The sequence below is a fragment of the Shewanella dokdonensis genome (assembly GCF_018394335.1).
GTDB lineage: Bacteria > Pseudomonadota > Gammaproteobacteria > Enterobacterales > Shewanellaceae > Shewanella > Shewanella dokdonensis.
Genome location: NZ_CP074572.1, coordinates 2,742,145 through 2,755,613 on the forward strand (window position 1 = coordinate 2,742,145; position 13,469 = coordinate 2,755,613).

At 48.2% G+C, this 13,469-nt stretch carries 8 protein-coding genes and 4 pseudogenes; 3 read left to right on the forward strand and 9 right to left on the reverse strand.

Translation table 11 applies throughout. The annotated features are described in order from the left end of the window. Positions 1-187: 187 nt before the first annotated feature. The 3 genes and pseudogenes from KHX94_RS20590 (at position 188) to KHX94_RS13225 (ending at position 4,373) form a co-directional block, all read left to right on the forward strand. Positions 188-1,039 carry a TonB-dependent receptor plug domain-containing protein gene (locus KHX94_RS20590; RefSeq protein WP_244859151.1) on the forward strand — a complete coding sequence of 284 codons (852 nt, stop codon included), beginning with the start codon at positions 188-190 and terminating at the stop codon, positions 1,037-1,039. Next, positions 1,017-3,044, forward strand: coding sequence for a TonB-dependent receptor domain-containing protein (locus KHX94_RS13220; RefSeq protein ID WP_244859152.1), 2,028 nt, complete (start codon positions 1,017-1,019; stop codon positions 3,042-3,044). The genes KHX94_RS20590 and KHX94_RS13220 overlap by 23 nt, the downstream gene beginning before the upstream one ends. Before the next feature lie 484 nt (positions 3,045-3,528). After that, positions 3,529-4,373: pseudogene (locus tag KHX94_RS13225) on the forward strand (pirin family protein). 50 nt (positions 4,374-4,423) lie between these two features. On the opposite strand, the pseudogene KHX94_RS13230 reads toward KHX94_RS13225, so the two are convergent. The 9 genes and pseudogenes from KHX94_RS13230 to KHX94_RS13270 form a co-directional block, all read right to left on the reverse strand. Beyond that, positions 4,424-5,507 (reverse strand): annotated as a pseudogene (locus KHX94_RS13230) (site-2 protease family protein). Positions 5,508-5,570: 63 nt separating this feature from the next. Further along, positions 5,571-5,933 (reverse strand): DUF4144 family protein, encoded by a 363-nt coding sequence (locus tag KHX94_RS13235; RefSeq protein WP_213681009.1) that lies wholly within the window; start codon positions 5,931-5,933, stop codon positions 5,571-5,573. Then, positions 5,911-7,581, reverse strand: a complete 1,671-nt coding sequence (locus KHX94_RS13240; protein WP_213681010.1) for a flagellar assembly protein A — start codon at positions 7,579-7,581, stop codon at positions 5,911-5,913. The genes KHX94_RS13235 and KHX94_RS13240 overlap by 23 nt, the downstream gene beginning before the upstream one ends. Positions 7,582-7,727: 146 nt before the next feature. Then, positions 7,728-8,749: pseudogene (locus tag KHX94_RS13245) on the reverse strand (methyltransferase). A 112-nt stretch (positions 8,750-8,861) separates the two neighbouring features. Beyond that, positions 8,862-10,286 (reverse strand): alkaline phosphatase, encoded by a 1,425-nt coding sequence (locus KHX94_RS13250; protein ID WP_213681011.1) that lies wholly within the window; start codon positions 10,284-10,286, stop codon positions 8,862-8,864. A gap of 12 nt (positions 10,287-10,298) precedes the next feature. Beyond that, positions 10,299-11,249: a glutathione synthase gene (gene gshB / locus KHX94_RS13255; protein ID WP_213681012.1), complete on the reverse strand. Its 951-nt coding sequence runs from the start codon at positions 11,247-11,249 to the stop codon at positions 10,299-10,301. 20 nt (positions 11,250-11,269) lie between these two features. Then, positions 11,270-12,000, reverse strand: a pseudogene (gene rsmE, locus KHX94_RS13260) (16S rRNA (uracil(1498)-N(3))-methyltransferase). A gap of 17 nt (positions 12,001-12,017) precedes the next feature. Beyond that, the gene (locus tag KHX94_RS13265; protein ID WP_213681013.1) at positions 12,018-12,638 is read right to left on the reverse strand and encodes an endonuclease; all 621 of its coding nucleotides are present in this window, start codon (positions 12,636-12,638) and stop codon (positions 12,018-12,020) included. Between the two features lie 232 nt (positions 12,639-12,870). Then, positions 12,871-13,413, reverse strand: coding sequence for a SprT family zinc-dependent metalloprotease (locus tag KHX94_RS13270; RefSeq protein WP_213681014.1), 543 nt, complete (start codon positions 13,411-13,413; stop codon positions 12,871-12,873). Positions 13,414-13,469 lie beyond the last annotated feature (56 nt).

The window sequence follows — 13,469 nt, forward strand, 5'->3', positions numbered from 1 at the left end:
ACAATACATTAAGTTTTGATCTTGCTTGTCGACAACTATCTTATTACCTGTTGAGTATTTATATTGTTGACAATGTTAACCTCATTTTGGATTATCGTTGTGAAAATGCGATTATTGTGAATCCATAGAACAAAATAATGGAACGACAGAGGCATTTTTTAGATAACATTGTCAAGGGAGACTAAGTATGATTTCCGTTAGTTTAACAGCCAAGGCTGTACGCCGAGGTCTGTTTGCTGCTGCTGTATCGAGTGTAGCATTCACCTCACTGTCATTTGCGGCTGATGAAGCTGCTCAAAATGATCAATCACAGAAAGAATCTGATAAAATTGAAAAAATTGAAGTAACAGGTTCTAAATTACCCCCGATGGGGACTATTTCTGCTACACCGCTTACTGTTATCGGCAAAGATCAAATTGTTGCAATGGGGATTGTTAACGTCGGAGACTTGTTAAACAAGATGCCTCAATCAACAGTGGGTTTATCACCAGAAAGTTCAACCGGCACTATCTTTGCAAGTGGTCTTAACCAGACAGATTTGCGTGGGCTTGGTTCATCAAGAACTCTGGTATTGTTAAATGGTCGTAGATTTGTTGGCGGGAGTGCTGGGGACACAGCTGTTGATCTTAACAACATTCCATCAACCATGATTGACCGAGTTGAGATTGTTACTGGTGGTGCATCAGCTGTGTATGGTTCTGATGCGATTGCTGGGGTCGTTAACATAATTACCCGAAAAGAGACCGATGGTCTTGAGTTAGATGCATCCTACACTCAACCTGAGCAAAGTGGTGGGGAGAAGTCCCAATATTCATTTGCTTATGGTACCAATTTTGCGCAAGAGCGCGGTCATGTGATGTTCAGTGCAGTATTTGCCAAAGAAAAAGGTGTTATGGCTACTGATCGTGACTACACGAAAAATCCTGTTTATACCATGTATAACCCGGCGTACACCGCAGATAACGATGAACCTCGCAGAATCACGTATACTGGCCGCCGTAAGCTGAACTGGATTAGTGAAGGGGGTATTCTGGAATGATGCTGGTGATACTTACTCATGGGATAAAAATGGGACTTTCCACCCGTTTGATATGGGAGATGGGGTATTAGAAGGCCCAGGAACCAATGGTAACTATTGTACAGGTGACTGTGAAGGCTATGATCCAGTCAATTACACTCAGCTACGTATTCCATTGGAACGTCAGGTTTATAACCTTAACGCAGACTATCAAGTCAATGATCATTTAAGATTATTCACAGAACTGACCTATTCTCATTATACTGCCGATGGTATCTCTAGTCCGGTATTCCATCAGGGAGTAGAAGTTTCATCAGAAAACCCATTCTTGTCAGATGAAGCTCGTGCCATCATTGATGCTGATGGTGGAAGTGCTTACATATACCGTATGGATACAGAGTTTGGTGATCGTACCTACAATCAGAAACGTGAAACTAAACGCGCATTGATTGGTGCTGATGGTTATATCGGTGACTGGAACTACAGCGTGTTCTATCAAGAAGGTCGCTTAGATCAGGATACTCATTGGTATGGTCAGGTGTATGATGATAACTACCTCCTGGCAATTGATGCGGTGAGTGATGGTAGTGGTAACATTGTCTGCCGAGATCAATCTAATGGTTGTCAACCACTAAATATCTTTGGTGAAGGTCAGGCAAGTCAGGCTGCCATTGATTGGGTTTCTGCTTCAGCATACCGTAAAGCTGATGCTAAGCAGAAAAATGCTGGTTTTACGTTTACTGGTCCAGTGTATGAATTACCAGCTGGTCCCGTGAATGTTGCGCTTTCTGGTGAGTGGCGTCGTGAAGAAGCTAGTACAGAACCAGATGCAAATATGCAAGAAGGACGAATTTTCGGTAACCAGTCACTTGGATACTCTGGTGCCTATGAAGTTAATGAATGGGCCGCTGAGGTTTCTGTACCATTGGTTGAAGATGTTTTCCTGATGAAGCAGGTTGGTGTTGAAATGGCCTATCGTTACATGGATTACACCTCCGTTGGCAATAATGATGCGTGGAAACTGGGCTTGAACTGGGCTGTTACAGATGATCTGAAGTTGCGTGCAACCAAATCTAAATCTGTTCGTGCACCGTCAGTGGAAGAACTATATCAGGCTGCTGGTCAGACATACGAAAGTTTCACCGATGTGTGTGACGCAAATAATATCGATGCTGGTGATTCCCCATATCGCAAACAGAACTGTCAGGCTGTAGGGCTACCAGAAGGTTGGAGTGCTTCCGACGATTGGTACCATTCTAACCACCCTGGTTACAATGCTGGTAATGCAGATCTGAAGGAAGAAACCTCTGATGCTTGGACGATGGGATTTGTATATACACCATCCTTCCTTGAAAACTTTAGTTTGACTGCTGACTGGTGGAGTTTCGATATTGCTAATGCCATTACATCTATTGGTGTGGGAACAGCGGTGAAGTATTGTTATGACTCAGAAAGTTTGGATAATCCATATTGTTCGTTGTTCACTCGTGATGCGAGCGGTGATATTGTCAGCTTTGTTCAGAGTCCTATTAACGTAGCTACCTATAAGACTAAAGGTCTAGATATTGAAGCTAACTACTCATATGATACTGAATCTATGGGTCTGTTCAGCTTTAACTTAATTGCCACTTATTTGGATGACTGGCGTTATAACCCAACTGGATTCGCCTCCGATTTAGATGTCTACGTCGGTGAATATACAGATCCTCGCTGGAAAGGACGTTTTACAGCGGGTTGGCACTATGCCGATTGGTCTGTTAGCGCAATTGCTAGCTATCGTGGTAGTGGTGTTTTAGATAACGACTATACAGCTAAGGACGTTAGTTACAATAATATCCCGTCTCAGACATTATGGGATATGTCAGCGAAGTATCAGATAAATGATGATCTGCAGGTTAGGTTCGGGGTGTTGAACGTATTTGATCAAGAGCCACCTCGTAATCCATACACCTATGATAATAGCGATGGTTATTATGATACTAATGGTCGCTCATTCTTTGCTGGTATTAACTATACCTTCCGTTAAGAAGAGCGTACGAGAGCGCTGAGTTAGGCTCGCGTTGTTGAATAAAACTCCTGTGTAATAACACGGGAGTTTTTTCTCATCTTATAAATTATCCATCGGATAAGGAGCGCGTTTGAGAAGAGCTATACCAAAGAATGCTAACGCTAGAGGTATCCGTTTGTAATCTGCAAATAAAAAAGAGATAAATGGTATACGTGAATACCGTTTCTAGGAAAGTTCCTTTTGTGGACTCAGTTAGAATGGTGAAATAGATTGTAAATATTTCTAAAAATGTCGGATCCTCAACAGAAATAAGCTTAGGTTCGTAAGCAATTATTAAGTCGAATTAACACGTTAATTTAAAATAGATCTTCAAAAGATTATATTTACAGTACTATATGCTGATGATTCAATAAAATAGAAGGTTTCTAGTCGGAAATGTCGCTTTTCGTTCTATCTGCATACGACTAAGCTGGTAGCCAGTTACCACTATCAGGAGACATTCATGAAAGTCATACAACAGCTACGGGCACAGCCCAGTCGCGATGGCGATGGTGTTAATATCATGCGGGTTGCTGATTTCCAGCGGTTAGCGCTGGATCCTTATTTGATGTTGGATGAGATCCGCTCGGACGATGCGAAAGATTATATCGGTGGCTTTCCGCCGCATCCCCACCGTGGCATGGAAACCTTTACCTATATCCGTAAAGGGGTTTTGAACACCGGGATCAACTGGGCAATGTGCGGGCTATCCGTGCCGGGAAAGTGCAATGGATGAGCACTGGGCGTGGTGTGATCCATTCTGAAATGCCGTTGGCTGACGCTAATAGCGGGCTGCATGGTTTCCAGATATGGCTCAACATGCCAGCCAAGGACAAGATGCGTCATCCGCAGTATCAAGACTCAGGCACTAGTGAGCACTCAAGGCTCTCTGATGGTCAGGGGCAGCTGTATTTGCTGGCGGGACATTGGCAATATGGCAACGAGCAAGCCGATGCGCCGTTAATGGGGCTGGCTGCTGGTGCTGCGATTGCCGATCTGACATTACCGGCAGGAGCATCGTCTCAACTCGATTTGTCACAATTCAGCACTGTGGCATTGTATCTGTACCAAGGGCAGTTGCAGCTCCCTAATGGTGGCACGGTGAATGCCGGTAATATGTTACTGCTAGACCCTCAGGAGCCGTTGCAGTTGCGTGCGGCTGATACCAGCGCTGGCATGCTGTTGTTAGCGGGCAATGCCATTGGTGAAAAAGTGGTACAGATGGGGCCGTTTGTGATGAATACCCAAGCAGAAATCATGCAGGCCATCAACGATTATCAGAGTGGTCAGTTTGGTGAAATCGTGTGATGACTAAAGTAACAAGACCGGAATTTCTGGTCTTGTTACTCCGGTTACGGCTAGCTTTGCAGAATTTGCAGTGGCAATCCTAGCATGTCATCACCGCTGCCTGCTAAATGCCAAATAACGCCAACCAGCGCAATCACGGTAACTAGATACCAAGTGGCCGAGACAATCTGGCCATAGCGATCCAGCGGGATCAAATGGCTGTTGAGCCGTTGTTTCCACTCAGCAATGATCTCCAATCCACCAATGGCTAGCAGGAATCCCAGTAGCGTCAGCCCCAAACGGTAACTGAGGTAAACGCCTAGCACTAGGCCCGCACAACAGATCAGTAAACCAATGATGCGATTTTGGGAAAAACTGATGCTCTTGATGGCATGACCCCCATCAAGCGGCAGCACGGGTAACAGGTTGAACAGGTTTAGCAATGCGTTGAAACCTGCCAACGCTGCAAAAAATGGATTGGCGGTCAGGTGATAGACCACCAGCGCTGCCAGTGACAGTAACAAGCCGAAAAATGGCCCCATCAGCGAAATGACCACATCTTGCCAGCGGGTGTTGATCTTATCATCTGATAATGCCAGCCCCCATGAAGGGGATAAGGTAGATGCCCTTGGTTTTCATCCCAAAGTATTTCATTGCCCGGATATGGCCATACTCGTGAAACATCAGGCATGCCAGCAGCGCCAGGGCAAATTGGAACGAGAATAACCAGGAATATGCCGCAATGCTGGCGCCTGCCAGCACCACTTTAATCACCTTGGCACTTTTGAACAGCTTAAATAACAATGACAGCAGACCCAAGGTGCCGGGTTTGGTGGCTTTAGCCTGTGGCGGTGGCGTTTGGCGCTCCATATCTTTTTCTGTACGACGGCCTTCGGCACAGATGTTATCGTCAACTTGCAATCGGTAATCCAGCACAAAGGGTTGCCAGCGTACATCTGTTTCAAGACGCACTTCTAAAGGCTGGGGTTTACCTTGCTGATGCAGTTGAAATACATGGACTTTTAACCCTTCACTGTCGCTGCTCGCTGCCTTTTGTGAAACCAGTTGGTCATCCCAAAAAAGTTGCTGCCAACCCGCCAGAGAACCTTCCAAGCGTAGTGGTTTCCCGAGGCATTCAATATTTAATAATTCCATGACATTCCGTCATCCGATAACTTGAGGGCGATTATGCACATTGATGCGCCAGAACAGAAGTGTTTACCGTAGCGATTTGACGAATTGCAGCGCTTCGGCAATAGAACTGAGCTGTAGTTTGCTGATGCAGCAGTTGCCGTCAACCACTGCATGCGCTTGTATTAGTTGCTGTAATTCATGCAATTGGATAGTGCCGGACATGTGCCATTGCGGTTGTTTATGGTGGAATGTCAGCACCCAGATTGTTCCCGTACTATCGAGTAATCTGTCCCCGGGGTTAAGCAAATAAGCCGCGGTCAGTTGCTGCGCCCAGGCTTGTTTATTCTCCAGATAAAGCAACTCATCAACGCCTTGCTGCTGCAATAGTGCCGGCCAGTGGGGCGCTGATGTTACTTCAGTTGCTTCAATTGCGGTTACTGTAGTCAAAGGTAATTTCAGCCCCTTGATTTTCCACAATACAGGGCCCATGTTCCCGCTGGGTTTTGTGTTGTGTGCCACCAATGTGGATCTCCACGTTGGCGTACATGTGGCGTTTCACTTCGATGTGATTGCGATGATAATAACTGTCACTGTCGGCGCGCATGAGTTCGGCTTCAGTTTCTTCCCGTTTCAATTCCGTCTCAATGGTGTGTTTCTGCTCCAACATCATTTTGACCTGTTCGACCATCACGGCGTCTTGTTGCCATTCCGCTTTCGGGGGCAGTTTTCTGAGACGTGATTCCATGTCCAGCTTGGCAACTACCAGTTGGCGGATACTTTCATCCAGTTCCTTGAGTTTCAGTTTCAGCTCGTCCAATCGCATGGCACAGTAGAGCTCAGTCTTGGTATCGGCGGTTGCGCCAATAGTCACCGCCTGAATACCCTGTTCGGCCTTAACCCAACCACCGACCAGATCGCCTCGGCGGCCACTGCTGTCGCTGACCATAAGTTTGGTATCGGTCATGGTATGACTGTGCAATAGCTGTTTGGTTATCAACACATCGCCGGTACATTCTAGATGTGAATATTGGACGAATTGCGCAGAGATCTGCCCTTTAGCATGCAGATGGGTTGAAACGTCATTGCCACCCAACTGACGCCCTAGCACCCCTTTACTGACAGTGATATCACCATCCGCTTCAAGATAAGCTGATTCCACAAAGCCCATGACGGTGATGTCACCAGAACTGCGTACTCGCATGCCTTCACAAACATCGCCACTGATCAGTACGCTGCCTTTGAAATCCACGTTGCCATAGCCAACATCGACATCTTTGATTTGTAGAACATCATCAACTTGCATACCGCCACGGAATTCCACCGGTTGCCCGGCTGTTGCTGCCAGTAGCATATTGGGGTTGGTGGGCGAGATTTCGGTGCCGGCACCGGCTTTGAGTTCAATATCTTTACCGGCTTTGGCCGGAATGACTTCACCGTTGACGTTATAACCGTTAGTGCCATCGGTGGCCGGTGTTTTCACCATCAACAGATCTTTGGGACGAACCATGACGACAGACCCTAGATTGCGCATGTCTACGGTGCCATCTTCCCGCTCTTGCGGCTGTAGTAGGCGTTCCCTCGCAAGGGGAACTTTGCGTTCAAGTTTGGCGTGGGTGCCATTCATGGCCGATTTGCCAACGGCGATGATGCCCTCGACTCTCTCGCCCGGTTGCAACTTGTCAGCAGCATGTAACAGCGCTTCAATTTTCTGTTTCGACAGCCCCATACAGATGTTCTGCTGCTTCAGTTGCTGCAAAACCTCTGGCAAGGTAACGGCCTTGCCACCCCAAGGTGCCACGAGCGTCATGCTGGCGTGCATTTTATCTTTGGTGGTTTCTAGGGTGACTTGACCATCGCGGCGTTCGGCAATGCGAAAGAAAAGTTCATGACTCCCTTCGTCCTTGCCCGAGAGGTTATTGACATCTTTAACTGCCGTTTTGAGTGCTTGTTCAAGCGGCAATAATGCAGCAAATTCCGGCAACTTCAGTAGTTGCCGCACGGCTTCCTCGGTGATAGGTCCGTGACTTTGGGGGACAATCCTTAACTCAGCGAACTGACTGTCGCTGCTTAAGTGGAGCAGTTCTGGCGTCAGCATGATGTTATCCAGGGTAAATTCATTATAGTTTTACGTGATCCTGACCGAGTATATCAACACTTTACTGGACGACGAACCCTTTTACTTACAAACAGCTAACCCTCTATTAATTCTGCTGTCAATGTCGCAAACTGCGGTATTTTTGCTCAGTTGTGGTTGCTGTACACCTTGTATTTATTGGTCTCGGCAATGATATTGACCTCCCCAAAATAGCGGGCGATGGCGTCAGCATAAGGCAAATGACGGTTTGCGACTATTTGCCATAGCCCACCGGATTTGAGTCGCTGCTGGCTGTCTGCCACAAAGCGGGTGGCAATATCCGTGGTGCTGTTGAGTCCGTCATGGAACGGTGGATTGGAGATAATTGCAGTAAACTCTCCTCAACCTGGGCTAATCCATCAGATGGATATACGCGGGCGGTGAGGCCATTGGCGGCAAGGGTGCGTTCACAAGCCAGCAATGCTAGGGCATTGATATCGACACATTCCAGCTGCAATTGTGGGTTTTGCTGCAATAATGCCGCGCTGATCACCCCGGCACCACAGCCAAAATCCAACACGCGGCCATTGAGCGGCGGCAGATGTTGTAATAGCAATTCAGTGCCTTGATCCAGTTGTTTTTCACTGAACACGCCGACCATATTACAGATGGTCAAATTGCCGTTGGCGGTAGTGAGTTGATAGTGGCTGAAGAAAGGTTCAAGGTCTATTTGTGCGGGGATGGCGTTACGTTCGGCAGTATATAGTAAGCAATGGCGTGCGTTATCACGTTTGCGCGCAAGCTCAAACCAAGCACTATGTTGCTTATCGAAAGAACGGATCCCGCCCTTGTTTTCGCCGATGACTAATACCTGCCCACCTTCTCTGAGATAAACCGCGGCCAGTTGCAGCAAATATCCCATCAATGCTTTAGCTTTGGGATAGTAGATCACCACAGTATCAAAGAGGTCTGGCTGTGGCAGTTGATGACCAAAATAGCTAGTCACTTTGGGGTGGCTGGCTGCCTTGAGTGCTAGGTAATGATTAAAATCCAGCGCCAGTGTGGTCACTGAATCGCCATGTGCTTGCAACTCGACAGCGCCCAGGTCATTTTCATGGTTGAGCAAGAGTAGCTTACCGTGGATATATTCACTGTTACGTAATAGTAGTTGCGATGGGGCGGTCAGCACTGACAGAGTCCTGTTTTGATTGCAAGGCGGCTATTATGCCAAAGCGCTATCTCGATGGGAATGTGATAGCAACAGAGCCGCCAATGGCAGCTCTGTTAACAACACTTGATGACTAATGGCCGTTGATGGCCGTGTCGGCTTGCGCGGGAATGGTAGGCGCTGGGGCGGCTTGCGCGGGAACGGTGGTAGGTGCTGGGGCGGCTTGCGGCACCGGAACAGTGGTCGCCGTAGCCTTTTTGGGTTTCGGCAGTAAGCTAATCAGCTTATTGGCGATGTCAGTATTATCCTGATTTCCAATGAATAGCTCGGCACCGGGGCCAGTGGCAAATACCTGTACGTCAACGCCGGTATGACCGCCAGTGGTCCAGCCGGTGTTCGAGCGCAGGTCTATCTCATGTTTTATGGCGTGTGCCAGCACTTCTTTCCCTTGCATCCTGGCATGCTCAAAACGCGTTTTGAGATCATCATCCAGGGTAAATCCTAAGCCATCGGCCAGCAGTTGTGGCCAGTTGTCATCAGCCAAGGCTTTGGCTGCCAGCGTCTCGGGACTGGCCTTCACCGCTCTAATGACTTCTGGATACCAAGCGTATTTGCCATCACGCCCAATCGACATGCCACCGGTATTGTGATCTGCGGTGACAACCATCAGCGTGTCAGGATGACTGCGAACGTATTGCTCAACCGCTTCAACCGCATGGGCAAATTCGTCCATTTCTCCCATGGCATCCACAATATCATTGGCATGGCCGGCCCAATCAATCTGGCTACCTTCCACCATCAATACAAACCCTTGGGGGTTTTGTGATAACAATGTCAGGGCTTTATTGGTCATGGTACTCAGCCGATGTGCATCGGGTTCATCCACTGCCCATGGCAGTTGTACCTCGCCAAACAATCCCAGCACTTTAGTTTGATTCACTGCGGCTAACTGACTGAAATCATTTAACACTTGATAGCCCTTGGTGGTAAAGGCATCCAGCATCGCCGGGGTGAAGTATTTCTGACCACCACCAAGGATCACGTCAGCATTACTGTTGATATAACTCGCGGCAATTTGATCATAGTTTTTGCGGCTTTCATCATGGCTTAAAAAGGCCGCTGGCGTGGCGTGGTTCACCTGGCAGGTGACCGCAACCCCCGTGCTGAGTCCACGTTTTTTGGCTTTTTCCATAATGGTTTCTAGTGGCTGCTTTTGTGTATCCACCGAAATCGCGCCGTTATAACTCTTGCTGCCAGTTGCCAATGCGGTTGCCGCTGCGGCAGAGTCGGTGACATAGCCACTCACTCTGGCCGGATAGGTGCTGGCCATGCCGACCAACAAGCGGTCAAACACTGTCTGTTCCACCTCTTCGGTATCTGGATTGTCCTTAAAATAGCGATAGGCGGAGGTATAAGCTGGGCCCATACCATCGCCAATCATGATGATCAGATTTTTCGGGCGAGAAGGTACTAGCGATGGGGCTAACATATCCTCAGCCAGCGCCGCAAACGGTAATAGCAGCGCCAGTGCCAGTACAGACAGTTGTTTGAACTTCATGCTAAATCCTTGTTATTGCTGGCCGAGCCTACGCTCAATCGCATCCATCAGCATGCCGGTAATATCCACGGTAAATGCTGCTTCAATTTCGCGAACACAGGTTGGGCTGGTCACGTTGATCTCTGTCAGCTTATCGCCGATGACGTCGAGCCCGACAAAGATCAGCCCGCGTTTTTTCAACTCTGGGCCAATGGCTTTGGCTATTTTCCAGTCGCTTTCTGACAGAGGCCGGGCAACCCCAGAACCACCAGCAGCGAGATTACCGCGGGTTTCTCCCTGTTTGGGAATCCGCGCTAGGCAATAAGGTACTGGTTCGCCGTCTATGACCAAAATACGTTTATCACCTTGGGTAATTTCGGGAATGTAGACCTGCGCCATCGCATAGTTATGGCCATAGTGGGTCAGTGTTTCAATGATCACGCCTACGTTAGGATCATCTTGCTTTACGCGGAAAATCGAGGTGCCGCCCATGCCATCCAGTGGTTTGAGAATGATATCGCCATATTGCTGATGAAATTCGCGGATGCGTTTGGCATCACGGGTCACCAAGGTTGTCGGGGTGAATTCGCTAAACCATGCGGTAAACAGCTTTTCATTGGCATCGCGCAGGCTCTGGGGTTTGTTGACTATGAGAACGCCAGCTTCTTCGGCACGTTCCAGCATGTAAGTGGCGTAGATGTATTCGGTATCAAACGGCGGGTCTTTGCGCATCAGGATCACATCAAGTTCGCTCAGCGGTAATTCCTGAGGCTCGCCTAGGGTGAACCAATCCTGTGGATCCTGACGCACAGTGACCGTACGCATAGTTGCTACCGGCGTACCAGAAATCATCGCCAGATCCTGCATTTCCATGTAGTACAGCTGGTAGCCGCGCTTTTGCGCCGCCAACAGCATGGCAAAACTGGTGTCTTTTTTGATGTTAATATCTTTGATGGGATCCATCAGGATGCCGAGTTTGATCATTTTGCTTTCCTTTATCGGGATTAACCCAAATCACCAAAACGCAGTTGCAGTGCGGTAATAGCTGTCATGGCGGCGGTTTCGGTGCGTAACACCCTTGGCCCTAACAGCACATCGGTGAAATGTTGTTGTTCGGTCATGGCAATCTCTTGAGCAGATAAACCACCTTCAGGGCCAATCAACAATCTGATTTTATGATTGGGTAACGTCAGCCCATTAATACCATGACTGGCGCGCGGATGCAGGTTCAGTTTCAGGGCGCCATCATTTTCAGCACACCAATCTGCCAGTTCCATCGCTGGGCGTACCTCGGGGAGCTTACTGCGACCACACTGTTCACAGGCACTGATCACGATTTTCTGCCATTGCTGGATTTTTTATCTAACCGTTCACCCGTCAGTTTGACGCCGCAACGTTCTGAAAACAATGGGGTGATAGTATCTACACCTAATTCAACAGATTTCTGCAATGTGAAATCCATCCGATCGCCTCGGGATATCACCTGCCCAAGATGAATATGCAGTGGCGATTCAGTCGCGTTAACCTGTGCTGCAAGAATTGTTACCACCACGGACTTTTTATCTGCCGACTGGATCTGCGCCAGGTAATCCTGTCCATCACCGTTGAACAGGGTTATCTGCTCGCCGGCATTCATACGTAGCACTCGGCCAATGTGGGCCGCAGCTTCCTCTTCCAGTTGCAATTGCTGGCCGTTGCCAATGTGACCGCTGTGATAGACTCTCGGGACTCTCATAGTGTGTTCCTGGTAAATTACTGCGCTATTTTGCCGGAAATAGCACCACGTAAACAGTGTGATTGTACATAGATGTTGTGATTTCCCTGCACTTTGGCAATAGCCTCGTCCCGACGGCACTCGTCTTGGCTGACAGGATACTTGTGATCCCAGGCACTGAACAATTTTTGTTGGGCCGCTGCTAACTTGAGCTGATAAGTATCGTGCATATAGAGGTAAGTTCTGGCGATAGCACCTCTGGCCCGTTCAGGCGGCTGAACTTTATGTGCTTTAAAATCTACTACCATCTCACACTGACCATATTGTCCGGCACTGGCGTTCCACTGGCTGAAGCGGTAATTGGAACGATCACCGTTTACCTCACCAATCGCGGGCACCAGATTATGCAGATCGGCTTCCATCAGATTGAACTGTTTACTGGTATGTTCGCAATTTTTGCGGCCACCTTGTTGCCAGCATTGCAGTTGATGGCCAAATTCCCAGGCTGGTACGATATGTTCCCATTCAATTCTGGTGGCTCTGGCAGGTTGTTTTCGTGGCTGAAAACCACAGGAATGCCAATCGGGTTGCCATTTTTTCTGCTGACTGTCGATGCGGCAACCGCAGTAGAACGTCTGATTGACTGCCTGGCTTAGCATATAACGCCAGCGCCTGTCGTTTGGCTTGATTAAAATTATCGGCGCGTTTGGCAAAAACGGGTTGGCAAACAAATAACAGCAGGGCAGACAACAACAAGTGTCTGCGATATAAATCGATCAATCTGTTCCCCTAAAGCTACAACGTAATGCCAGCCTATGATGTGATTGTTTCTGGCTTGTAATAGTGCGCAGATAGTAAAAGAAGCGCTGGTGCTTGGCAAATGGGTCATAGTTACGCTGCTGGTTGCAACCATTGTCCACAATGGCGGCAGCGATAGCGTGCTTGTCCGCGAACAATTTTATTATGTCGCCGCAGTGTTAGTTCCACCTCGCCACAAGCACAGCGATAGCGTTTACCTTTAGGCGTGACTGAGGTGGTGTCAAACTGGTGAGTTGTGTTGCCTGGCAACTGGAATAGCTGCTGCATCAGTTGCTTCCACTCTGCACCATGGGGTTTAACTTTGCCATAAAGCTGGTGACACAGCAGATGACAAACCTCATGCGGCACCACTTCACGAATAAAAGTGTTGCTATTTTCGCTGAGCAAGACCGGGTGAAACCTTAGCTTGTTTAGTTGCAGATGGGCCGTGCCTGCGGCTTTACCTCTGAGTTTGAAGTTAACTTCTGGTCGTGGAAAGCTGCGCTGTAAGTGTTGTTCCGCGACTTGATAACAGTGCTCAACCGCTTGCAGCAATTGCTGTTCAAGCGGTGAAACCCTGGTAACTTTTGTAGCAGCAAGCGCCTGCGGTGAACGATTGGAAAAGAGATGCCACATAAACTTATCTGTACTGCGTAATTAAACCTCTCGCGGGCAAGTGCCCGCGGCTTGAG